We start from the raw sequence: 22,600 nt of genomic DNA, 5'->3' as shown, positions 1-22,600 counted from the left end.
TGATTAGGCGAGTTCATAATTGAATCGTTGCAGCACTTCCCCGATCGGGAGCACCCAGGTAAAGCGGTTATTGCCACCCAGGATCAGCCCGACAAGTCGGCCGCTTACCGGCTCGTACACGCAGCCGCCCGAGTCGCCGCCGCGCGAAACCGTAGTGGCATCTGCGCGGTTCGGCGCGCTGCCGATGACGATAATATTATTACGCGTAGCGGTGCCGTCACGGTAAGCCACTTCCCAGGCGGTGTTGTGGTCGAGAATCCATGCATCGCGTACCGGCGGCGACCAGCGGCCCGACACCACGCGGACGCGCGTGCGGCCCACATCGGCATCGCTCACCGTGTAATGACCGGGAAAGGTCAGCAGGGTCTCGCCGGGAATATAATTGTCGATATCCCCCAGCGCCAGGTCGGTCTTCCAGTCGATCAACTGGAAAAACCAGTTGCCGATCGCTTGCCCGTTTACCAGCGCCGGGTGGGTCTCCGTCGGGGCGAGCTCGCCGTTGTAGCTGCGCAGGCTGCCCGAAGAAAAAACGTGACCGGCGGTGGCCACCTTATGCTCCCCGTAGGCATCGCGCACCACGCAGCCCACAGAGCCCGGGTTGTCGGTGCTGCAGCAGATCTCGTCCTGCTGGCAGATGTGCACCGTGCCTGCCCCTACCCCGGGCACGAGTTCCGTGGCAATGGCGGTGAGACCACCGCCGGGCAGGCGCACCGGGAGCGCATAGGGTATCCGGGCACAGTCGGAATGATGCAGGTAAATAGCCAGCACGTGCTGCGCCGCGCCGGTGCCGGGCACGGCGGCATCGCTGATGGCGGCGATCTGGGAAAAGCGGGCGCGCAGCGCGGCGCCGTGCTGCTCCAGGGCAAGACGTGCGATAACGGCGCTGGATAGCCGCGGTTTCCGCTGCCGGCGAAGCCGGCGCAGGTGCTTCCGTTTTCGATTGGGCATAGTCGTGTTTTGGTTGCGTGGTTGCAGTCGGCTTCACGAATTAAGCGCTTTTCGACGAGGAAAAGAAACCCGGACATTGCGTGCCGGCTTCCCTATTTTCGTTGCTACACAAAAACCAATTGTCTTGTTACGCTCCTTAGTTTTTGCTTCCCTGTTTTTGTTGCTTTTTTCGTGCTCCGGAAACAGGCACGATGTCACCGTGGAGAACCTGTCCGGTTCCTGGGCACTGTACGATGTGGAGTCGAAAGGACATGACAAAGACGGGCAGGCCAACGAACTCGCCAACCTGGCGAAAATGAAGCGGATGATCGCCGACGGGCAGGTACTGTCTTTTTTCCCCGACAGTACGTTCAGCGAGCTGGGTGGCGCCAAAGCGTATGCGCATGGGCACTGGCGTTTTAACGAACGGAAGCAGCAGCTGCTGCTCCAATACAATGATGGCAGCGAACGCGTTGTTTCGGTTGAGACAGTGGCGGATAAGAAAGCACGCATTATGTTGACTGATCGAAACATTGTCCGGAGCTACCTGCAGACAACCACGCCGTTGAGCAGTTACCAAGAAGATCCCTATCATCCTTCTAACAACGGCTGGCGGATTCGCCCGGACAGCAGCGAAAACAGTCGCCAGCTGCAGGCCCGCCTCGGCGGGTATTTCCGCCACCTGATCTACCTGCTCCAGGCAGCAAAATCACGCAAACAGGATGTGGTGTCTTTTGAATTTTCGCAGGGCCCGGTAAAGATCTATGACGGCGGCATCGGCATTCACCCGCTGCATATCGTCCCGAGAAAGTGGACGGAGACCTATTATAATAAACAGGACGCGCTGAAGGCCTACCGGATGTACGAACATTACCTCGCCACCAACAGCTACCGGGGCGCAGCTACCGGTGAGTGGGTTGTAGACGACCGGAATATCCTCCTGAGCATCTATGCAGATCTCGAGGAAGGACGATTCCCGGTGGCGGATTAATACAAAAGGCCCGGACGTGGCCCTTCCTGCAATTTTTTCAGACAACAACTCAATCCCTATGAACTTTTTTGCCTACACTATTTTATATGTGCCCGATGTAGCCGCGGCAATTGCCTTTTATGAAAACGCGCTGGGCCTGCAGCGAAAGTTCGTCGCACCCGATGGGAGCTATGGCGAGCTTGCGACGGGCAGCACCACCCTTTCCTTTGCGGAGCACCGCCTCGCGGCGTCCAACCTGCCAGAAGGCTACCAGGAAAGCAGCCGGGGCGTAAAGCCATTCGGTTTCGAGATCGGGTTTACTACGGACGATGTTCCCGCGGCAGTGGAGCGTGCGCTCGCTGCGGGCGCCACCCTACTGGCACCGCCGAAGACAAAACCCTGGGGACAGGTGGTGGCTTACGTGCAGGACCCGAACGGCTTTCTTCTGGAGCTATGCACGCCAATGGGATAATGCGGTGATACGCAAAGCCAGTTCCACCGATACGCCACGGGAGCCTGTCTAAGCTGCGAAACGCCTTCGGTTTTCGATATTCGTTATTCAATATCCGATATTCTCCTGCTCCCCTATCTTTGCCGTCCGGTAAAAACCGGCATTCACATTTTGTTAACGCCGGAAGGCGTGCCATAAAACCAAAAACAAACAGCACACATGAATTCGTACATGTACCTGGTGCCCGTGATGGGCTTGATCGGATTGCTTTACACGTTCTGGAAATTTTCCTGGGTATCAAAGCAGGATGACGGAACCGACCGCATGCGTGAGATCGGCAACTACATCGCCGAAGGCGCCATGGCCTTTCTGCGCGCCGAGTGGAAACTGCTTGCCTATTTCGGCATCATCGTAGCTGTGCTCCTTGGTTACATGGGTACCCGCAGTGCGGAATCGCACTGGTCGATCGCCATTGCCTTCCTTATCGGGGCCTTCTTCAGCGCCCTCGCCGGCTACATCGGTATGCGCGCCGCCACCAAGGCCAACGTGCGTACTGCCCACGCCGCCCGCACCTCGCTGGCCAAGGCACTGAACGTATCCTTCACCGGCGGTGCCGTGATGGGTATGGGTGTTGCGGGCCTCGCCGTGCTTGGTCTCGGTAGTGTTTTCATCGTGCTCCTCCATGTATTCGCTCCCGATGCCATGGCCACCGATCATACGGTGACCCGCGCCATCGAAGTACTCACCGGCTTCTCGCTCGGCGCTGAGAGCATCGCGCTCTTCGCCCGCGTGGGTGGCGGTATCTATACTAAGGCGGCCGACGTAGGCGCCGACCTTGTAGGCAAGGTAGAAGCCGGCATCCCTGAAGATGACCCGCGCAACCCTGCCACCATCGCCGACAACGTAGGCGACAACGTAGGCGACGTTGCCGGCATGGGCGCCGACCTTTTCGGCTCTTATGTAGCTACCGTACTGGCCACCATCGTGCTGGGCCACGAAGTAACCGCCCCCGGCGGCACCAACCTGAGCGACGGCTTCAACGGCTTCTCGCCCATCCTGCTGCCGATGCTGATTGCCGGCGTAGGTATCATCTTCTCGATCATCGGCACCTTCTTCGTACGTATTTCGGAAGACTCGCCGATCTCCACCGCTGTTGTGCAGCGTGCGCTCAACATGGGCAACTGGGGCTCGATCATCCTCACAGCCATTGCTTCGTACCTCCTGTGCACCAACATCCTGCCCCAGGGCCAGATGACCCTGCGCGGCTTCGCCTTTGACCGCATGGATGTATTCTATGCCATCATCGTAGGCCTCGTGGTGGGTACGCTCATGAGCATCATCACCGAATACTATACGGCCATGGGTAAGCGCCCGGTGCTGAGCATCGTGCGCCAGAGCGGCACCGGCCACGCTACCAACGTAATCGGTGGCCTGGCAGTGGGCATGGAATCGACCTTCCTCCCCATCCTCGTGCTCGCCGGCGGTATCTACGGCTCTTATAAGTTCGCCGGTCTCTATGGTGTTGCCATCGCCGCTGCCGGTATGATGGCCACCACCGCCATGCAGCTGGCCATCGACGCCTTCGGCCCCATCGCCGACAACGCCGGCGGTATCGCTGAAATGAGCGAGCTGCCCAAGGAAGTGCGCGAAAAAACCGATACCCTCGACGCGGTGGGCAACACCACGGCGGCTACCGGTAAAGGCTTTGCCATCGCTTCGGCTGCCCTCACGGCCCTCGCCCTGTTTGCGGCTTACGTAGGTGTGATCAACGCCAACGGCCTCAACATGGACGGCATCAATATCTATAAAGCCGATGTACTTGCTTCGCTGTTCATCGGTGGCATGATCCCCTTCATCTTCTCTTCCCTGGCCATCCGTGCCGTGGGTGAGGCCGCCATGGCCATGGTGGAGGAAGTTCGCCGCCAGTTCCGCGAAATCAAAGGCATCATGGAAGGAAAAGGCAAGCCTGAGTACGACAAGTGCGTGGCCATTTCCACCGAGGCTTCGATCCGCAAAATGATGCTCCCCGGTGCGATTGCCATCATCTCGCCCCTGGTGATCGGCTTCCTGCTCGGCCCCGAGGCCCTCGGCGGCTTCCTGGCCGGTGCAACCGTTAGCGGGGTGCTGATGGGTATGTTCCAGAACAACGCCGGCGGCGCTTGGGATAATGCCAAGAAGAGCTTTGAAAAAGGCGTGGACATCAACGGACAGAAATATTTCAAAGGTTCGGATCCCCACAAGGCTTCTGTAACCGGCGACACCGTAGGCGACCCCTTCAAGGACACTTCGGGCCCCTCGATGAACATCCTCATCAAGCTGATGTCGATCGTTTCCTTGGTGATCGCCCCCACACTCGCTACTATGTTTAAAGATAAAAATGATGACCGTGCAGCGAAACCCGCAAGCGAAGTGTCTACTAAGACAACCGCGGCCGTTGCCATCCCGGAGAACACAGTCACCTATCGATAAACGCTTTGATACTGCTTAATGTGAGACGCCCCTACCATCCGGTGGGGGCTTTTTTTGGCAGGGCCTTGCAAAGTTTCCACCGGAATAGCGGACAACAAATAGCCAATATAGAAACAGGCCCCACTGACAGCGGGGCCTGTTTCATTCGTACTTCACTTCAAGTTTCGGCCTTCCTTGATCGATATTCAATAAGTTACAGGTTGCGGCGCAGGCTGTCGGCAATCCGCAGGTGCTCGGTCACCACCGGGATCTGCGCCGATGCATAGCCTTTCAGCGAGGGCGATGCGCCGCCGGCCACCTCGGTTTGCAGCAGTTGAAGGGTTTGGGTGTGTCCCTGTACCTGCATCGTGATATACGCAGAGTCAAATGCACGGCCGCTGAGCTGCATCAGCGAAGTGCGCGCGGAAATGGCCGCTGAGGAATCCAGGCTGACCGCCAGGTGTGCATTGTTGGCTGCGGTTTGCAACTGCGCCTGGGCAGGCGTATGCTCTGTTACCATCATCTGCCCGAAGGTCCGGACGCCGGTATTTGTGGCCATGCTTGCAGCCAGCCGCCCCAGAATGATCTCCATCGTATTGGAATTGGATGCCTGCAGGGCAAAATTGACGTCGTTAGGGTTGCTGGACTCTACTCCCACATCGTTGGTATTGTCATTGTCCTTATCACAGGCGCTGAACACGAGGGCAAGCGATGCGGCGGCGAATAAGAGCTTCATCTTCTTCATTAGCTTTTGTTTTTATTAGTAATCGATGTTTGCCGTTCTTCCTGCAAATTCCATGCACATCACGCTCATGCATAATGAGTTAAGTTATCAACCGCCCGTTTTCCGGGAGGAGCGGCCGTTTGTGAAGAAAGGGAATGCGTACCTTTAAGAATGGCCCCCGCGCTCCTTATTTATGCGATCCCGGTATTCCTGCTGCTGCTTGCCCTGGAGGCCTGGCTGGCCGCCCGGGAGCACCGCAACCTCTACGAAAAGCGCGATACGGTCACCAGCCTGGCCCTGGGGACCGGCAACGTGTTGACCGGCTTTGTCACCAAAGCACTCATCTTCGGACTTTTCAGTCTCCTTTACCGGTACCGGCTTTTTACCTTACCCGACCACGCCGCCTGGTTCTGGCTGGCGCTCTTCCTTGCCGACGATTGCTCCTATTACTGGTTTCACCGCACCGCCCACAGTGTCAACTGGTTCTGGGCTTCCCACGTGGTGCATCATTCTTCGGAGCGGTACAACCTGGCGGCCGCCCTGCGCCAGACCTGGACAGGCAACGCCACCGGCACCTTCCTTTTCTGGGCCTGGATGCCACTCGTCGGCTTTCACCCGGTATGGATCCTGCTGATGCAGCAGGTGTCGCTGATTTACCAGTTCTGGATCCACACCGAACTGGTGCGGCGCCTCCCCCGGCCGGTGGAATTCGTCTTCAACACGCCCTCGCACCACCGGGTGCACCATGGGAGCGACCTCAAATACCTCGACCGCAATCATGGCGGCATCCTCATTGTCTGGGACCGTCTTTTCGGCACCTTCCAGGCCGAAGAGGAGCGGCCCACTTACGGGCTTACCCGCAATATCGGCTCCTTCAACCCCTTTGTGGTGGCACTGCGCACCTGGGGCGAACTGCTGGGGAAGGTGCGGCGGGCGCGGGGCTGGCGGCAGCGCGCCGGTTATCTCTTTGGTCCGCCCGGCTGGAGCCCCGATGGCAGCAGCCTCACGTCCGCCCAGATGCGGACACGCGCCCGCGCGGGGGCACTTCTGCCGGGAGCGGGGTCTAAGAACCTCGGCGGGCAGTTGTTAAATAATGTTAAAGGATCGAAAAACGGTAAGGACGGAGTTGTTCGTACGAAATAGGTCGTATATTCGTTTTGAAAACCTGAATTACCATGGCAGCTTCAAAAGCGATTAAACCTACGGAAAGCGAGCTGGAAATCCTTCAAATCCTCTGGAGTAAAGGGTTGGCCACGGTTCGCGAGGTGCACGAAGAGCTGGCGAAAACCAAGGAAGTGGGCTATACCACCACCCTCAAGCTGATGCAGATCATGCATGAAAAAGGGCTGGTGAAGCGCGACGAATCCATGCGCACCCACGTTTACCAGCCCAGCGTTAACAAGGAAAAGACGCAAAAACATTTACTGACCAAGATGATCGATTCGCTATTTGGCGGATCTTCGACGCAATTAGTGTTGCAGGCATTGGGTGAGCAGAATAATGCGAGCCCCGAGGAGTTAGAGCAGATTCAAAAATTGCTGAACAACCTCAAAAACAAGTAAGCCATGGCCCTGAGCCAGTCGATCTTTCTGCAGGCCCTTGGCTGGGCCACCCTCAACAGCTTCTGGCAACTCGGGCTGCTGTGGTGTTTGTTCCAGCTGACCGGCTATTTTGCCCGTCCCAGCAGCAACCAGCGTTACCTCCAGGCGGTTTATAGCCTTGCCCTCGGGGCAGCCTGGTTTGCCTGGACCTTCTACACCTATTTAAAAAACGGCATCTCCGCTCCCGGCTTCCTGGCCGAGCCCATCGTGCAGGGTAAATCGGTGCTCCCGATGATCCTCACCGGGGCTTCGGTTACCTACATCCTGCTGCTGGTGGTGCCGGTGTTCAACGTGCTGCGCAACTGGCGCTACGTCCAGGCCATTCGCACCCGCGGCCTCAGCAAGGCCCCGGTGAAGTACCGCCTGTTTGTAGACAAGATCGCCGGCCACGTAGGCATCCGCAAGCGGGTACGCGTGTACCTTTCCAGCCTCGTCACCTCACCGCTCACCATCGGCTACCTCAAGCCGGTCATCCTGCTCCCGGTAGCCGCGATGGCTAACCTCACTCCGGCCCAGCTGGAGGCGGTGCTGCTCCACGAGCTGTCCCATATCCGTCGCTACGACTATCTCGTCAACCTCCTGATCACCGCTATCAACGTGGTGCTTTACTTCAATCCATTTGTCCGCCTTTTTATCCGTGCGGTCGAAAACGAACGCGAGAATTGCTGCGACGAGCTGGTACTCCAGTTTGAATACGACAAGGTAGGCTATGCTTCGGCGCTGCTCGAATTGGAGAAAAGCAACCACGTTTCCGCCGAGCTCGCCATGGGTGCAACCGGCCGCAATGCACTCCTGAGTCGCATCGAAAAAATCGTAGGCATCCGCAAAAAGCCGCGCATCAACGCCCAACACCTGATGGGCGCCTTTGCCGCAATGATCCTGGTGCTTACCCTTAACTCAATGGTGATCCGCGTGAAAGCGCCCGTGAGCAATGCCGGCAGCGAAATTTACGGGTCCGCCTTTCTTCCTTACAATTTCCCGGCAACGTCGGCGCAGGCCGACTCATCCCCGGTTGCAACTTCGGTGGCGGTGGTAGCCCCGGTAACAGCCGCCGCTGCCGCCATGGAATCTACCGCCAACCCGAAAGATATTATCCCGACACCGGCACCCGCACCTGAAGAGCCGGTAAGCGATTTTCGCCAGGTAGCCTTTGATGAAACCTATTCCAACCTGAGTCCCGAAGACGTGGAGAAGGTTAAGGCTACGGTTGAAAACACCCGCAAGACCCTCGAGGCACAATGGAATACGGTGGAAAAGAATTTCCCCGACGGACTGACGGATGAGGAACGCGTGGCGGCTCGCCACGACTATATGAGCCAGGTGGAAAGGATCAACTGGCAGCGTGTGGAACAGAACCTGAAAGCCGGCTATGAAAAGATTGACCTCGACAAGGCTAATAAACAGATGGCCTGCGATATCGCCTCTGCCAGGATGGACTCTATCCAGACCGTTTACCAGCAGACACTCGTGGAACTGGATAAGCTGACGGTTGCCGCCCAGAAAGGCCGCATCTCCGCCACTCCCCTCCCCGATGCCTCGATCTCCGAGTTGAAGAAAGCCCGTCGCGTGCTTTCACAGAAGATCGCCGAAATCAGCGAGCTGAAAGGCCGTGGCCGCAAAGACGGTGTGATCAAGCTGTAACCGGTTAATAGGTTCGTTGGTTTATTAGCAAGACTATTCCTTCGATAACTGATCAGAAATTACAAAGAAAGAGACCGCTCCGGCGGTCTCTTTCTTTTATCACTATGTCTCTCGATTGGCTCGTCCAATCCCGAACCGGAACCTAAATCAGACATCAGACATCAAACATCTTTACCAGATGTTCCTCGGGCAGGTATCGCCATAGTGGTTTCCGATCAGGAAACCGATCATGATCTCGTGGGTGCCGCGGCTGGCGGTATTGATTGGCGTGGTGGAATAATCGTACGAATAGCTCACGTTGAACGTATTTCCCACATTGAGCCCCAGCATGCCGGAATAGCCTTCCCGCACCCGGTAGCCGCCGCCCAGCCAGAGCAGGTCCTGGTACTGCAGTTTCAGGTTCAGGTCATATTGCATCGGCAGCGGTGCGCCGGCCACATACTTCACCATCACCGAGGGCGTGGCATTGATGTCTTCACTTAGCAGGAAGCGATATCCCGCGGTACCGAAAAGGTGGGGCACCAGCTTCCCTTTGTTGAAGGTGGCATCGTCGGCCACCACGTACTTCTGCGGGATTACCTGTTGCGCCGATATCCCGGCGAAGAAATCGGAAGAATAGAGATAAACGCCCAGGTTCAGGTCGGGACGAAACTTGCTCAGGTACACATTGACATCGCCGAGGGCAACATCACCTGCAACCGCGGGCGTTGCCTTTGAGCGGTCGTAGCTCATTTTGGAAATGCCGCCCGAAAAGCCGGCCGATAGATTCAGCTTCGGACTGAGCCCGAGGTGGTAAGCATACGAAACATCGGCGCTGAAGCAGTTCAGGTTGCCGGTGCGGTCATTGAGCAACACAAGGCCGATACCTGCATGTGGCGCCGAGGCGGTATAGCCATCCCAGTAGCCCTCGCCCCGCGGGTTTTCGCCCGGTACGGCAAACCCGGTCGGCGATGGCTTGTAATCCTGCTTGCCGATCGGTTTGTGGATCGTGAGGTAGGAAGTGCGCGGCGCGCCGTTCAGTCCTACCCACTGGTCGCGGATACTGAGCTTTACATCGGTGTAATTCTCGATCCCCGTCAGCGCCGGGTTGATGATATACTGGTTGAGCAGGTACTGCGTATAGTGCGGCCGCTGCTGGCCGGCGGCAGCCAGCGAAGCAACAAGACCCAGTGCGGTGCAGAGATGCTTGTTCATGGTTGTCAGCGGATAAGATCTACGAAGCCGGTCATCTGCTTGCGGCCGTTCTTCGGGTTGATGATATAATAATAGGTTCCGGTGGGAAGCAGCTGGCCATTCAGCGTGCCATCCCAGGCCGTGGTATAGTTAACCGAGCGGAATACGAGCTGGCCATAACGGTTATAAACTTCCACCGTGGCGCCCGGGTAGGACTCGAGGTGATTGATGACCCAGCGGTCATTAACGCCGTCGCCGTTCGGTGTAAATACGTTCGGGATGACCGGCAGGCGCAGCAGCTTCACAAATACCTGGTCGGTAGCAAAACACCCTTCTTCCGACGTAACGGTGAGTGTATACAGCTGGTCATCGGCCGGCCGCACCGCAGGATGCGCCACCGTATCCGTATTCAGGAAGCGGGCCGGGCTCCAGAGGTAGCGGACGTTGGAACCGACGCCCGAGCCGAGTAGCGAATCAACGCCTCCCTCCAGCACGAATTTGTCGGGGCCGGCATCCACGGTGGGGATGTCAAATACTTCGATCGTATGCACACTGTCGTTGACGCAGCCATTGTTGCCGCGGAAGGTATAGGTGATGTCGTGGATACCGATTCCGGCCGTCCGGGGATTGAAGAGCCCGGCAGCGTTAACGCCGGCACCGCTATAAAGCGGCTGCCCCGGCACGACGGCGCTGTTGGCCGAAGATCCCTGGTTGAAGCTGAAAGACGGCACATTGGCGCATACATCAGTGAGCGGGGCAAAGCGCACTTCCGGCGTTGCGAGCAGGCGCAGCGGTCGGGTGACATCGATGGCGCAGGTGGTACCGGAATAGGCTACCAGCTTGATATTGAGGTCTCGGTTCGCCGGGCTGAAGAATTCAGGATAACGGTGCGCATAAACCGTATTGAGCACCGGGTTCAGCACGGTCTGTACACTCGAGGGGTCGGCGGCATCCCACCAGATATCGAGGCGGACGATATTGCCGATATCCACCCAGGAAGAATCCTTGATCCGCACCGAGTCGTTGCTGCACACGGCACCCTGCAGCACGGCAAGTACCGGCACCGGCGAGGTGTTGGAAACGAACAGGTCCTGGCGAATGGTGTCGCGGCAGCCGAAGTTGGTCACCACCTCGAGGCTGGCCCGGTAGGGCCCTACGGCCGTATACCGGTGCCGCGGGTTTTGCAGCACGGAGAAGTTGCTGGAAGCAGGGTTGGCAAGCGCATCACCAAAATTCCACAACCACCCCGATATCGCATCCGGACCGGTCACGGAACTCGTGTCGGTAAACTGCGAGTAGGGATCGGCGAGACAGTTCTGAGGGATCACGAAGCCGGCCCGCGGACGCTGGTGCACACGCACCGTATCGGTGCGCGTGGCCGTGCAACCTTTATCGGTGACAACGGTCAGCGATACGCCATAATTACCCGCATCGGGATAAGCATGTTGCTGCGGCCCCTGCCCGGTCTGCACCGTGCTTCCGTCTCCGAAATCCCAGCTCCAGCTTTGCAGGATACCCGAATTGGCAGTAGAAGCATCGGTAAACGTAATGGCGCGGGTGGCGCAGAGCACCGCGCTGGTACCAAAGGCAGGCGAGGGCAGGCGATTAACCGTAACTGTGGTATCGCGGAATGCCGACACGCAGCCGATGGCCGAGGTCACCTGCAGCCGCACGGTGTAGGTGCCGGGACTCAAATAGGTTTTTACCGGGTTCTGGCTGGTAGAAAAAGTGCCATCACCAAAGCTCCAGTTCCAGCCCGTTACCGTCGAAGCAGGCGCCGTGCTCGCATCGGTAAACGTAAAGGCGGCGCCGATGCAGACCTCGCCCGCATTGATCGAAAACAGCGCTTTGGGCTCGGCATATACCGTGCTGAGCACTTTCACCGTGTCCTGCACACAACCGTTGTTCGAAGTGGCGGTCAGCTTTACGTTGAATGGCCCGGTCGTAGAATAGGTTGTATTCCCGTTGACGGTGGTGGCGGTATTTCCATTACCGAAGCTCCATTGGTAGCTCATGTCGGCGGTAGTGCCGCCGGCAATACCGGAGGTGTTCGTAAACGTTGCGGTTCCGGCGGGGAGACACACATTCGGCAGGGTAAAGTCGGGGACCGGCTTGGGGTGTACCGCTATCACGATCGTTGTATCGTCTTCACAATTGATATTCGAACCAACCTGGAGACGGATCGTGTAGTTGCCGGCAGTTGCCGGCAGGTAGGCGAGCGCCGATGTGGTGCCGGCCGGCGAGCCGTTTACCTCCCACTTGTACTGCGTTAACGCGCCCGCACCGGGAGTCGATACGGAAAGCGCCCGCAGTGTATCACGTTCACAGCGCAGGGCATTTACGGTAAAAGACGAAACCGGCGGCGGAACGATGGTGACCGTATCGCGGGTAGTATCGGAAACGCAGCCGATGGCCGAGATCACCCAATGTTTGATGATATAGGTGCCGGGTGTCGGGTAGGCGATCACTGGGTTCATTGCCGTGGAGGTGTTGCCATCGCCAAAGCTCCAATGCCATTCGCTGGTGGAGCTTCCCGGTGAGAGCGCCATACTCGTCAACCCCATAGCAGAATTAGGGCAGTAGAGGCTGTCGATCGGCGAAACACTGCGTCCGAACGCCGATGTCGGGGCTGCATAAACGGTATTGACAGTCTGCCGGGAGGTATCCGAACAGCCCGCCGCCGACTTCGCAATGAGCTCCACCTGGTGCGGCCCAACAGTCGCATAATTATATATCGGGTTTGCGCTGGCACTCACCGCTCCCGCCGGTCCAAAGCTCCAGGCGTAGGTAAGCGGTCCGCCCGCGGTAACCGTAGAGCTGTTGGTAAACGCCAGCGCGCCCGTAGGAAGGCAGGCATTTCCAAAGGTGAATCCCGCCGCGGGGCGCGGGTTGACTGTAATGGTTTTGGTGAATGCCGTGCTCGTACAACCCGAGGATTTTACCACCAGCGATACCACGTAGGTGCCGGGGTTGGCAAAAAGGTGCTGCTGCGCCACACCCGACCCGAGTGTGACCGGGGTGCTGCCGTCACCGAAGTCCCAGCTCCATTGGGTAATGGAGCTGCCGTTACCCGACGACTGGTCGGTGAAGGTCAGGGGGCTGTCTTCGCAATAGGGTCCAACCACATCGAAGCCGGCGGCCGGGGGCTGCGCCAGGGTCAGCGTTTTCGGCAGGGTGTCCGACACACAGCCGATATCCGTCACCACAAAATGATTGATGGTATAGCTGCCCGCTGTGGGAAAGGTAAAGCTGGTATTGGCCTGGGTAACCGGGTTATAGCCTCCGGCTCCGAAGCTCCAGAAATAATTCACGATCGTACGCCCCTGGCTGTTGCTTCCATCGGCGAACTGCACCGGGTCGGTCACGCAGCCGCTGGTGGTCATGGTGTACTCGGTCTTCGGCCGCTCGATCACCTGGAGGTCGTAGTTGATCTCCTGCTCGCCGGCGCAGCCGTCGGTGGTGGGGTTCTGCGCCAGGATCCGGATCGGGAAGGTACCGATGTTCGGCGTCACGTAGGTGCCGGCCAGCGTGTAACGGTAGAGCGTTTTCCCGTTGACCAGGAATACCGAATCGGCCACCGGCGTGTTCACGGTCACATCGGAAAAAAGCCCGTTAAACTGCCACTGGATCTGGGTGGGCTGGTACGGGAAGGTCATGGAAAACTTAAACGGCGTATTGCGGCAGGTTGCCGGGAAGTTGACGGTGGCGTACTGGTTGCGGATACCGGCATACTGGTACAGGTCTTTCACATTGGCGCCGGCCGAGTAGCCGTAGCTTTCCGCGTTGGCATAGCCATAGGCCAGGGCAAGAAAGCCGGAGTCGCTGGCCAGCGTGTGGTAGCCCTGGGTGATCGTATTTCCGCCCCCGCTGATATCCGCCATATAGGCGTAGGAGTACGAAGGGTCGGCGGGGTGGACTGTCCAGATGGAGGCCGGAACGGGGTTGCCGTCGAAGCGGAACGAAGAAATCGCCGTACCGGTGTTGGGAATAATAACGTGGATATGGTGCTGGTGCGGGTACTGCGCCGTGGAAGCGGCCGCGAGGTTCGAGCTCACCAGGGTTACCTTGTTGATGTTTTGCTCCACCGGGTTCAGCACGATCATATCGGGATCATACGGCTTGCCGGATGGGTTGCCGTTGCACCCCTGGGTGGTGAAATACTGGACGACGCTGATGGGCTGGTCGGATTCGATCCGGTTAGGCACGTTGCCGACAGGTAGCGTGTAGTAATTGTTTACAAAAGACCCGGCAGGGATCGGGGTGCCGTTCAGGGTGATATTGGCGGAACCGACGCTCCGGTAGATCCGGTAGTAATTGAACGGGTTGTTCTTGCTGGGAACCGTCAGGTATTTCTTACCCCAGGTGGAAATCGGATAAAGTTGCTGGTACAGGTTGTCGGACGAGTTGTTGCTGCAACCGCTCTGCGGAATCCGGATCTTGCCGGAGCCGGAAAACACGGCGATGCGCTTACAGCCGCCTGTGCCGCTTGAAATAGAGCGCACCGTGGTGCCGCTGAGATCGACACCGGAATAAGTTCCCCCGGACGGGGCATTGTTTTCAAAGCCAAGCACCTGGTACACCTGTCCCTTCTGTAGGGTGATGATCTGGGTACTCCCGGCAGCCCAGCCGCTCTTGGTGGCCGCGGTCGGCTTGATCTCCACGGTTGTGTTGCTGTCGACCGCCACAATCGTGATATAAGAGTTGGACCCCGGCTCATTCGAAACCTGCGTAAAGCTCGTGGTCATATACTCCTTTCCCAGTACCGGAACCGGCAGGCAAAGGGTGGCAGCCGAGGCCGCGCTCCGGGTAATATAGGAGTACACCACGATCGGCTTGTCGGCGGTAACACGGATTGCCCGGTTCAAAAACAGGCCTTCGTCGTTAACCATATACGTGGTAGGCACAGTTACCTGTACCACACTTCCGGCGGTCAGCGTGCCGGAGGCCAGGTTCGCGCCGCCGAAAATGGCTACATTATAGGTAGTGGTAACGTCCGAAGTAAGGTACAGGGTCATTTGCGGCAGACCGGTGCCCGACTGCATACCCACATGGTAAGAATAGGCCAGCCAGAACTCCTTTCCCTTGTTTGAAAAGTCCTGGGCCATAGCCTTCAGGCCTCCGGTGCATAATAGCAGGAGCAGCAGCAGTCGCGCAATTAGTGGTTTCATTTATCCGGACAGTAGTGTGGGAAATAAAAGCCCAAGTTACGACAAAGACACCGTGTGCTCATCCGCTGGATCTGCCTAAGGGGCTAATTCAGAAGGGTTTGGGATGATCGGTAATCCCGGCCGTATCCAGGAATATGATCGCTTAGAAGGAGCGGCCGCCTCGGGGTTTAACGGGCAGGTTGTTTTACTGTCTTTATGCCACTTTGACATCAACCCTTTTCCCTTCCTGTTTCCCATGCGGAGGGGTCCGGATCTCTGGCCAACTCCGGATCAGGTCGGCGGGCTGGTCGAGCGCCGATCCCGGTAAAGGGCATTCAGCGGCAAATTACGGCAATCGATCTGTTCGAGGCCGGACACCCCGCGTCGACCAAAAAACCTGCAAAATCAAGGATTGTGGATATCTCATCCGCGCATAAAGTCGTCGAATTCAAGTTATTCTATTATTTTTTATAGATATTTCATATAAGTAACTGTAAATGAAGTAGATATCTAACTGTCGTCAAATTTTGTTTAAATATTATTCCCGACCAGGCTGACAAATCAAAGATCGGCGCAGTTTTACTTATATTTTATTTGAGTAAATAACCATTATGTAATCATTTTATATTGATTAGGTAGTATTATAAATACTAAATAAAATAGCATGTTGTATGGAAGGACCATCTAGGAACTTGCTAACGAAATTAGCTGTGGATAACCGGGCTCTGCCGCCTGCTTAGCATTGTATTTGCCGGAAGGTATCCATGCGAATCGCCATACCCCTTTGCCTGCTCCTCGCCTGCGCCCTTGGTAGCTGCACCAAAATCAAAGACCCCGAATTCCGCAGGGTCGACGAATTCGGGGTCCGTAAATTGGGTTTCGAAGAATCAGTAGTCGGCTTTGCCGCCACCTATTACAACCCCAACAACTTTGGCGTATCTGTCAAAGAGGCAGGTATTGATGTTTATGTGGATACGATCTTTTTGGGCAAATTCACCCAGCCGGCAGAAGTGACGGTCAATAAAACCGCCGAGTTTTCCATCCCCCTCGAAGGACGGATTCCGGTGGCTAAAGCCCTGCAATTCGATTTACCCAAACTGCTGGGCAAGACGGTAACGCTTCGGGCTGAGGGTACGGTGAAGGTGGGGAAAGTAGGGGTATTTGTCACAAAGCCCATCCGTTATGTGGGCCGGCAAACGATCAGCATGGACCTAATAAAAAATCCCGCCGGAGCGGGACGTTGATTTCTTTATGGGATCAAAACTTAGTTCTGGGCGGTCGCCGTTTTCCGGCAGCAGGCCGGGAGGCGCTTCACCGCATCAGGCTCGGCTGTCACCTCGTTGGCATCATAACCGACATTAGCGATTGCCGCCTTGATATCCTCATCGGAAACGCGGTCGACCAGGTATTTCACGACAACTTCCTTTTTCTTCACATTTACTACGACACTGTTGACGCCGTCATAGCGCTTGAGGTAGGTTTCAATCTGCCCCTTGGCCATTTCGCATTGCACCGTGGGCAGCTTGATCGTCACGGTCTGCAGCGCCTTTGTTTGCGCCGATGCATTCAGGCCGGCAAGCACAAGCAGCAGGAAAAGAAGTTTCTTCATTATCGGGGTTTGAATTTGATAACAATTTAAGCCACACCGGTCCAGCTTGCCGGGTCTTCGCGCCATTTTAACAAAACCGACTGCTCCTCTGCCGCAACCTGCCCCTTCTGCACCGCGAGGGCGATCAGGTGCTCGTAGTCGGTAAGGGTGCAAAGCGGCACGCCGGCTTCGTCAAACCTGCGGGTACCCTCGGAAAAGCCATATTGAAAAATGGCGGCCATACCGTTTACCACGAGCCCCGCCGCACGCAATACTTCCACCACCTGCAGCGAGCTCTTGCCCGTCGACACGAGGTCCTCGAGCACTACTACCTGCTGTCCTTCCGTATAACTGCCTTCGATCTGGTTGCCCATCCCGTGCTCTTTCGGCTTCGGACGCACATAGAGGAAGGGAAGCTTCAGCTGGTCGGCCACCAGGGCGCCCCAGGCGATGCCCGCCGTTGCAACACCGGCAATCGCCTCCGCGTCCGGGAAACGCTCGAATACCAGGTTGCAGAGCTCGCTCTTGATATAATCGCGGATAAACGGCTGCGACAGCACGCGGCGGTTGTCGCAGTAAATCGGGCTCTTCCAGCCGCTGGCCCAGGTAAAGGGTGCCGAGGGACTCAGTTTCACGGCCCCGGACTGGAGCAGTTTTTCGGCGGTCACGTGTGCGTCGGTCATGCCGCGAAGGTAGGCGGAATGCAATTTTCCCGACCCTACATTTGTACATGCGCATTATCGATTACACCGGGCATTCGGTCTTTCTGCTGCCCTTCCAGGAGCCAGGCAACCCTCAGAAAACCGGCGAAACACCGGCCGGCGATCCGGAGATCGTGCAGGTAAACAACACCGGTGAGCTGCGTGCGGCCCTTGATTCTTTCGGGGCACGGGCGACCGGAAACTTCCGCGTGCAGCTTGGGTGGAAAACCGATTGGGACTACCTTTTCGACACACTGTTCCCGGTGCGGTTGCAAACCGGCGGCGGCCTGGTTGAAAATCAATCGGGCCAGCTGCTCCTGATCCGGCGCCTCGAGCACTGGGACCTTCCTAAAGGGAAACTGGACGAAGGTGAATCACCCGCCGACGCAGCCTTGCGCGAGGTGGAAGAAGAAACCGGTGTAAACCCGCTGTCGCTCGTCGGCCCGCTGGTTGTAACCTATCACACCTATATGCACAAAGGAAAGGAGGTGCTGAAAGAGAATCATTGGTTTTTGATGCGTACGGCCTACGATGGCCCCTTAAAGCCGCAGACGGAGGAAGACATTACCGATTGCATATGGCTTGATCCAGGCGGACTTGCGGCCTACCGGGATGAAATGTTCCGGTCGATACGACGCGTTTTCGACGCATATAACTCAGGTCGCGGCGTGGATGCTCCGTAGCACCACTTCGGGTACGAAACGCGAAATATCGCCCCCGTAGCGCAGCACATCGCGCACCAGGGTAGACGCTACCGAAGTGTATTGCGGCAGGCAGGTCAGGAAGATCGTTTCGATGCCGCCGTCGATCGTGCGGTTCATATCGGCGATCGCTTTTTCGTATTCAAAATCCGATACGTAGCGGATGCCCCGGACGATATAGTTAGCCCCCACCAGCTTGCAGCAGTCCACCGTAAGCCCTTCGTAAACGACGGCTTCCACCTTCGGAACGCCGGAGAAGATCCCCCGGAACCATTCGCGGCGCTGTTCCGCCGGGAACATCGGTTGTTTATTGGCGTTGACGCCGATACCGATATACAGCTTGTCGAACAGCGGCAGGGCGCGGTTGACGATGTCGATATGCCCGAGGGTCACCGGGTCGAAAGTGCCCGGGAAAAAGCCGATACGCATGGGAAGAGAATTTTACGATGTCTGATCGCTGATGTCTGATTTATTTTAAGTGTCGTTGCCTTTATCGCTTCACAGGAACCTACCAGTAAAGCGCAAACCACCGCGCCGGCCGTCATCCGTTTCGATTGGCGAGGAGGTAAAGAACGGCCATCCGGACGGCAACGCCGTTTTCTACCTGCTGCAGCACGAGTGAATGCGGGCCGTCGGCCACGTCGGAGTCGAGCTCCACGCCCCGGTTGATCGGGCCGGGGTGCATGATCGTAATCGGCTTTGCCAGTGCGTCGAGCCGGCGGCGCGTGATGCCATAGGCGAGGTTGTATTCGCGCAGGGAGGAAAAAAGCACCTGATTTTGTCGCTCCAGCTGGATCCGCAGCACATTGGCCACATCGCACCAGGCCAGGGCCTTTTCTACGCTGTATTCAACCCGCACCCCGAAAGCCTCCGTAAGGTAGCGCGGGATGAGCGTGGGTGGGCCGCACACGATCACCTCCGCTCCCATTTTCTGCAACAGGTGAATGTTGCTTTGGGCCACGCGGCTGTGCAGGATGTCGCCGATAATGGCAACGCGAACGCCTTCAAGCGTGCCGAGCTTCTCCCGGATCGAAAAAGCATCCAGCAAGGCCTGGGTCGGGTGCTCGTTGATCCCGTCACCGGCATTGATAATGGCCGCGGGAATGTGCTTCGCCAAAAAATGCGGCGCACCGCTGGCGCTGTGCCGCATCACCACCATATCGACCTTCATCGACAGGATATTGTTTACAGTGTCGAGCAGGGTCTCTCCTTTTGACACCGAAGAACCCGAAGCGCTGAAGTTGATGGTGTCGGCCGACAGCCGCTTTTCCGCAAGCTCAAAGGAAATGCGGGTGCGGGTAGAGTTTTCGTAAAACAGGTTGACGATCGTAACGTCGCGGAGCGAGGGAACTTTTTTAATGGGTCGCTGCAGCACCTCTTTGAATTGGGCCGCTGTTTCGAGAATGGTTGCGATATCCGAAGGGAGCAGCTCTTTGATGCCCAGAAGGTGTCGGGTGGAAAGTGCCATTAAAAGGCAAATTTAATGATGTGGGAAGTCTGATATCTGATTTATTACTGCCCGTCTTCTATTCCTGGTCCAGGAGGATCACTTCATCACGGCCATCGCGCTCTTTCCAGAGCACCTTTACTTTCTGCGACACGATAGAATCGATGGCGCGGCCCGCGTAGTTGGGCTGAACCGGTAATTCACGGGTGTAACGACGATCGATGAGCACGAGCAGCTCCACGCGCGCCGGGCGGCCAAAATCCATCAGCGCATCGAGCGCCGCGCGGATAGTACGCCCCGTATACAGTACATCATCCACCAGCACCACCCGCTTGCCCTCTATGGAAAAATCGATCTGCGTTTGTGCCGGCACGTGCAGCTCCTTGCGGATATCATCGCGGTAGAATGTGATGTCGAGCCGGCCATAGTCGAAGGCGGGGGCCCCGTTACGCTGCAGTTCCTGCACGAGTCGGTCGCTCAGGAACACGCCCCTCGGCTGGATGCCGATAAGCGCCGTTTGCTCCAGCAGGGCCGGATCTTCAAGCAGCTGGTGGGCAAGACGGCTCACGGTCAGCGCCATTTGTTCGGATCGGAGAATGGGTTTCAACGCAAAACTTTGCGCTAATTTAAGACATCCGCTTTCTTCAGGGCGCCCGGCGGGCATAGGACCTACCGATAAAATGAAAGACCGCCTTTCGGCGGTCTTTCTGATTGATAAAATGAACACTGAAGTGGAGCTTACTTGGCCGCACCGAAGTGGTAAATAAGACCGAAGCGCCAGGCACGATTGCGCAGTTTCTGGCCCGAGTTGGACGCTGCATTATCGTCTTTGATCACATTGGTGAAACCATTGAGGTAGGAGGCGGTAAAGCCTAAGCCGATCCGGGTTTCATAACCGATACCACCGATCGCACCGAAATCGGTCTTGTCGAAGTCAGCCTTGTTATCCGAGTTGGAAGGCTGCGTAGCACCGGATGTCTGGTCTTCATATTTCGCATTCACGAGGAAGCTTGCGTACGGACCTGCCTCGATAAAGAATCCATTATGGCCGGGCATGAGCTGGAACATCACCGGCACGGTGATATAGTTCAGGTTTTGTTGAAACGCATGCGTGCTGCTCACCGTTGTGCCGCCGGTGCCGACAGTGGTAAAGGTTTGGGTATACTTGCTGCCCAGGCCATTCCACATAACACCCGGTTGAATGCGCAGCGGGCCGATGGGGATGTTCACGAACGCACCACCGTAAATCGAGGTCTTACCGGTGACATCATATCCAGGCACATCTGTGACCGCAAACTTTGCTATGTTGATGCCACCCTGGAGGCCAAACCGCACCTTACGCGCCATTTCCGTGCGAACCGGTTTAAAATCCTTGGTGCCGGTAGTGCTACTCTGGGTATCCTGTGCCATTACTGAAGCTACTGCCATGCAACCCAGAGTAAGTAAACTGATCTTTTTCATATTGGTAAAGTTTTCGATTGGACCGTAGTATGCAAAAAAAAGGCCGCGGTGTGACAGGGCTCTGCCGTTGCCACACCTGCGTGCTTAACGGCGTGTACGCGTCGTGCCTTTACCGCCGATGAGGTAGAACACGGAAATCTGTCCTACCTGGTTTTTGATCGGGAGGTCCTGGTTCTTATTGATATTGGTCAAACCGAAATTGTACCGGGCGCCGGCACCAAGGCCCATCGACGATACGTAACCGAAACCGATCCCTACGCCAAAGTCGGCCTGCTTGAGGTCGTTCTTGATGTCGGTGGAACCGCCGCCGTTCTTCACCTTGGCGCTCAGCAGCAGGCCTACCTGCGGACCTGCCTCAATGCGGAGGCCGTCGGCAACCATATACTGCAACATGATCGGAACATTGAGGTAGTTGAGGTTCCAGTCGAAATTCTGCCCGAGGTATTGTTGCTTTGTTCCCTGGCCGGAGTAAAGGAGTTCCGGCTGAATGGCAAAGTTGGGCGACACGTGCGCATGCACCATGATACCGCCATGGCCGCTGAGTTTGTTTGATACCGTACCTTGCTTGGTAGAAATCGTTGCGATGTTGAGGCCTGCTTTAAAGCCGATCTGCGGAGCCTGTGCGCGGGCAGCAATGCCACCTGCGAGGGCGAGCAGTGCAAATACACTTTTCTTCATATCCAGTTTTTGCCCGCATGATGCAAAAAAAGGGCCGGGCCTGCTTTTTCCGGGGAAAAAGATGAGATTTCCGGTCGGTTCAATGAAAAAAGTTCCGCTTTACCGAAGATCTGCGTGCGCAATTACATAAGTATCGTATTGAATTACCTCGTTGTTGCGCACCACGATACCTGCACATAAAAAGTCCCGCCTTGAGAGCGGGACTTTTCATTTGGAAGGTATTGTTCAATTAGAACTTGGCCTTTACACCAATCTGGAACAGGGAACCAGCGGTGTAACCGAGTTCAGCGTAAGCACCGATGTTCTTAGAGAAGTAGTAGTTAGCACCCACAGCAGCCGTGTAACCGATAGCACCGGGAACAGCGTAAGTGAAGTCAGCCGATACGTCCTTGTCATTCTCTTTGGCGGTATACTTGAAGTTGTTGTAACCGAGACCGAGAGCAACATACGGGTCGAAGTTCTCACCGTTACCGAAGTGGTAAGCACCACGAACGACAGCAGTGATCTGGTTCAGCTGAAGAACGGTTTTGTCAGAGCCGTCAACCATAGTCAGTTTCACCTGACCGTACCCAACCTGAGCACCAACGCTGATCTTGTCAGAAACACCATACTCATAACCGATAACGGCGGGGCCCATAGCGGTAGCCTTAGCAGTCGGATCGAATGCTTCGTAGATTTTGAAAGTGGTGCGGTTTACGTTCAGAAGACCATAACCGAGGTTGATGGTAGAAGAACCTTTCTGGAAGGCCTGGGCGTTACCTGCGAGGGCAGCAAAAAGTACTGCGGCAGAGAGTAATACTTTCTTCATAATACAGTTGTTTGTTTTGATAGATTAGAAATCGCTGCAAAGAAAATGAATCCGGCGATCTCATCAAAATTTCAGCTCTTCTTTTTTAGCCCATCCGCTGAAAATACCTACAGACGGGTATTTTCAGCGAACGG

The 22,600-nt window shown here is 56.6% G+C and carries 20 protein-coding genes; 8 read left to right on the top strand and 12 right to left on the bottom strand.

Features of this window, described 5'->3' with window-relative positions:
- Nucleotides 1-3: 3 nt before the first annotated feature.
- The gene (locus EPD60_RS00920; RefSeq protein ID WP_131445890.1) at nucleotides 4-948 is read right to left on the bottom strand and encodes a hypothetical protein; all 945 of its coding nucleotides are present in this window, start codon (nucleotides 946-948) and stop codon (nucleotides 4-6) included.
- A 199-nt stretch (nucleotides 949-1,147) separates the two neighbouring features.
- Between EPD60_RS00920 and EPD60_RS00915 the strand changes: the two genes are divergently transcribed.
- From EPD60_RS00915 to EPD60_RS00905, 3 genes are all read left to right on the top strand, one after another.
- On the top strand, nucleotides 1,148-1,918 hold the full coding sequence (locus EPD60_RS00915) for a hypothetical protein (RefSeq protein WP_131445887.1): 771 nt from the start codon (nucleotides 1,148-1,150) through the stop codon (nucleotides 1,916-1,918).
- Between the two features lie 58 nt (nucleotides 1,919-1,976).
- Nucleotides 1,977-2,369 (top strand): VOC family protein, encoded by a 393-nt coding sequence (locus EPD60_RS00910; RefSeq protein WP_131445884.1) that lies wholly within the window; start codon nucleotides 1,977-1,979, stop codon nucleotides 2,367-2,369.
- A 198-nt stretch (nucleotides 2,370-2,567) separates the two neighbouring features.
- Nucleotides 2,568-4,817 carry a sodium-translocating pyrophosphatase gene (locus EPD60_RS00905; protein WP_131445881.1) on the top strand — a complete coding sequence of 750 codons (2,250 nt, stop codon included), beginning with the start codon at nucleotides 2,568-2,570 and terminating at the stop codon, nucleotides 4,815-4,817.
- A 193-nt stretch (nucleotides 4,818-5,010) separates the two neighbouring features.
- On the opposite strand, the gene EPD60_RS00900 is transcribed toward EPD60_RS00905, so the two are convergent.
- Nucleotides 5,011-5,541, bottom strand: coding sequence for a DUF4142 domain-containing protein (locus EPD60_RS00900; RefSeq protein WP_131445878.1), 531 nt, complete (start codon nucleotides 5,539-5,541; stop codon nucleotides 5,011-5,013).
- Nucleotides 5,542-5,691: 150 nt separating this feature from the next.
- Between EPD60_RS00900 and EPD60_RS00895 the strand changes: the two genes are divergently transcribed.
- The 3 genes from EPD60_RS00895 to EPD60_RS00885 are packed head-to-tail and all read left to right on the top strand — an operon-like array spanning nucleotide 5,692 to nucleotide 8,762.
- The gene (locus tag EPD60_RS00895) at nucleotides 5,692-6,663 is read left to right on the top strand and encodes a sterol desaturase family protein (protein ID WP_131445875.1); all 972 of its coding nucleotides are present in this window, start codon (nucleotides 5,692-5,694) and stop codon (nucleotides 6,661-6,663) included.
- Nucleotides 6,664-6,695: 32 nt separating this feature from the next.
- The gene (locus EPD60_RS00890; protein ID WP_131445872.1) at nucleotides 6,696-7,082 is read left to right on the top strand and encodes a BlaI/MecI/CopY family transcriptional regulator; all 387 of its coding nucleotides are present in this window, start codon (nucleotides 6,696-6,698) and stop codon (nucleotides 7,080-7,082) included.
- Nucleotides 7,083-7,085: 3 nt separating this feature from the next.
- Nucleotides 7,086-8,762 (top strand): M56 family metallopeptidase, encoded by a 1,677-nt coding sequence (locus EPD60_RS00885; RefSeq protein ID WP_131445869.1) that lies wholly within the window; start codon nucleotides 7,086-7,088, stop codon nucleotides 8,760-8,762.
- A gap of 171 nt (nucleotides 8,763-8,933) precedes the next feature.
- Here the strand turns inward: EPD60_RS00885 and EPD60_RS00880 are convergent, their stop codons facing one another.
- Together EPD60_RS00880 and EPD60_RS00875 are read right to left on the bottom strand one after the other, a co-directional pair.
- Nucleotides 8,934-9,956, bottom strand: a complete 1,023-nt coding sequence (locus EPD60_RS00880) for a PorP/SprF family type IX secretion system membrane protein (protein ID WP_131445866.1) — start codon at nucleotides 9,954-9,956, stop codon at nucleotides 8,934-8,936.
- A gap of 5 nt (nucleotides 9,957-9,961) precedes the next feature.
- Nucleotides 9,962-15,103, bottom strand: coding sequence for a PKD domain-containing protein (locus tag EPD60_RS00875; RefSeq protein WP_131445863.1), 5,142 nt, complete (start codon nucleotides 15,101-15,103; stop codon nucleotides 9,962-9,964).
- 851 nt (nucleotides 15,104-15,954) lie between these two features.
- Between EPD60_RS00875 and EPD60_RS00870 the strand changes: the two genes are divergently transcribed.
- Nucleotides 15,955-16,326, top strand: coding sequence for an LEA type 2 family protein (locus tag EPD60_RS00870; protein WP_165871358.1), 372 nt, complete (start codon nucleotides 15,955-15,957; stop codon nucleotides 16,324-16,326).
- 20 nt (nucleotides 16,327-16,346) lie between these two features.
- On the opposite strand, the gene EPD60_RS00865 is transcribed toward EPD60_RS00870, so the two are convergent.
- Together EPD60_RS00865 and pyrE are read right to left on the bottom strand one after the other, a co-directional pair.
- Nucleotides 16,347-16,691, bottom strand: coding sequence for a cation transporter (locus EPD60_RS00865; protein WP_131445857.1), 345 nt, complete (start codon nucleotides 16,689-16,691; stop codon nucleotides 16,347-16,349).
- Nucleotides 16,692-16,717: 26 nt separating this feature from the next.
- Entirely contained in the window at nucleotides 16,718-17,353 is a 636-nt protein-coding gene (pyrE, locus tag EPD60_RS00860; protein WP_131445854.1) for an orotate phosphoribosyltransferase, read from the bottom strand.
- Between the two features lie 47 nt (nucleotides 17,354-17,400).
- Between pyrE and EPD60_RS00855 the strand changes: the two genes are divergently transcribed.
- Complete coding sequence (locus EPD60_RS00855) at nucleotides 17,401-18,054, top strand: NUDIX hydrolase (RefSeq protein WP_131445851.1); 654 nt, start codon at nucleotides 17,401-17,403, stop codon at nucleotides 18,052-18,054.
- Here the strand turns inward: EPD60_RS00855 and coaD are convergent.
- The 6 genes from coaD to EPD60_RS00825 form a co-directional block, all read right to left on the bottom strand.
- The gene (gene coaD, locus EPD60_RS00850) at nucleotides 18,028-18,501 is read right to left on the bottom strand and encodes a pantetheine-phosphate adenylyltransferase (RefSeq protein WP_131445848.1); all 474 of its coding nucleotides are present in this window, start codon (nucleotides 18,499-18,501) and stop codon (nucleotides 18,028-18,030) included. The genes EPD60_RS00855 and coaD overlap by 27 nt on opposite strands.
- A 112-nt stretch (nucleotides 18,502-18,613) precedes the next feature.
- Nucleotides 18,614-19,540: an aspartate carbamoyltransferase catalytic subunit gene (locus tag EPD60_RS00845; protein ID WP_131445845.1), complete on the bottom strand. Its 927-nt coding sequence runs from the start codon at nucleotides 19,538-19,540 to the stop codon at nucleotides 18,614-18,616.
- 58 nt (nucleotides 19,541-19,598) lie between these two features.
- Nucleotides 19,599-20,126: a bifunctional pyr operon transcriptional regulator/uracil phosphoribosyltransferase PyrR gene (gene pyrR, locus EPD60_RS00840; protein ID WP_131445842.1), complete on the bottom strand. Its 528-nt coding sequence runs from the start codon at nucleotides 20,124-20,126 to the stop codon at nucleotides 19,599-19,601.
- Nucleotides 20,127-20,257: 131 nt separating this feature from the next.
- Complete coding sequence (locus EPD60_RS00835; RefSeq protein WP_131445839.1) at nucleotides 20,258-20,980, bottom strand: porin family protein; 723 nt, start codon at nucleotides 20,978-20,980, stop codon at nucleotides 20,258-20,260.
- Between the two features lie 84 nt (nucleotides 20,981-21,064).
- A complete protein-coding gene (locus tag EPD60_RS00830; RefSeq protein ID WP_131445836.1) occupies nucleotides 21,065-21,658 on the bottom strand; it encodes a porin family protein in 594 nt (197 codons plus the stop codon).
- A 229-nt stretch (nucleotides 21,659-21,887) separates the two neighbouring features.
- Complete coding sequence (locus EPD60_RS00825) at nucleotides 21,888-22,466, bottom strand: OmpW family outer membrane protein (protein ID WP_131445833.1); 579 nt, start codon at nucleotides 22,464-22,466, stop codon at nucleotides 21,888-21,890.
- Nucleotides 22,467-22,600 lie beyond the last annotated feature (134 nt).

The organism is Flaviaestuariibacter flavus (assembly GCF_004337505.1).
Taxonomy (GTDB): domain Bacteria; phylum Bacteroidota; class Bacteroidia; order Chitinophagales; family Chitinophagaceae; genus Flavisolibacter; species Flavisolibacter flavus.
Note: the sequence above shows the minus strand (reverse complement) of the source record. Positions and strands in the feature narration are given on the sequence as shown.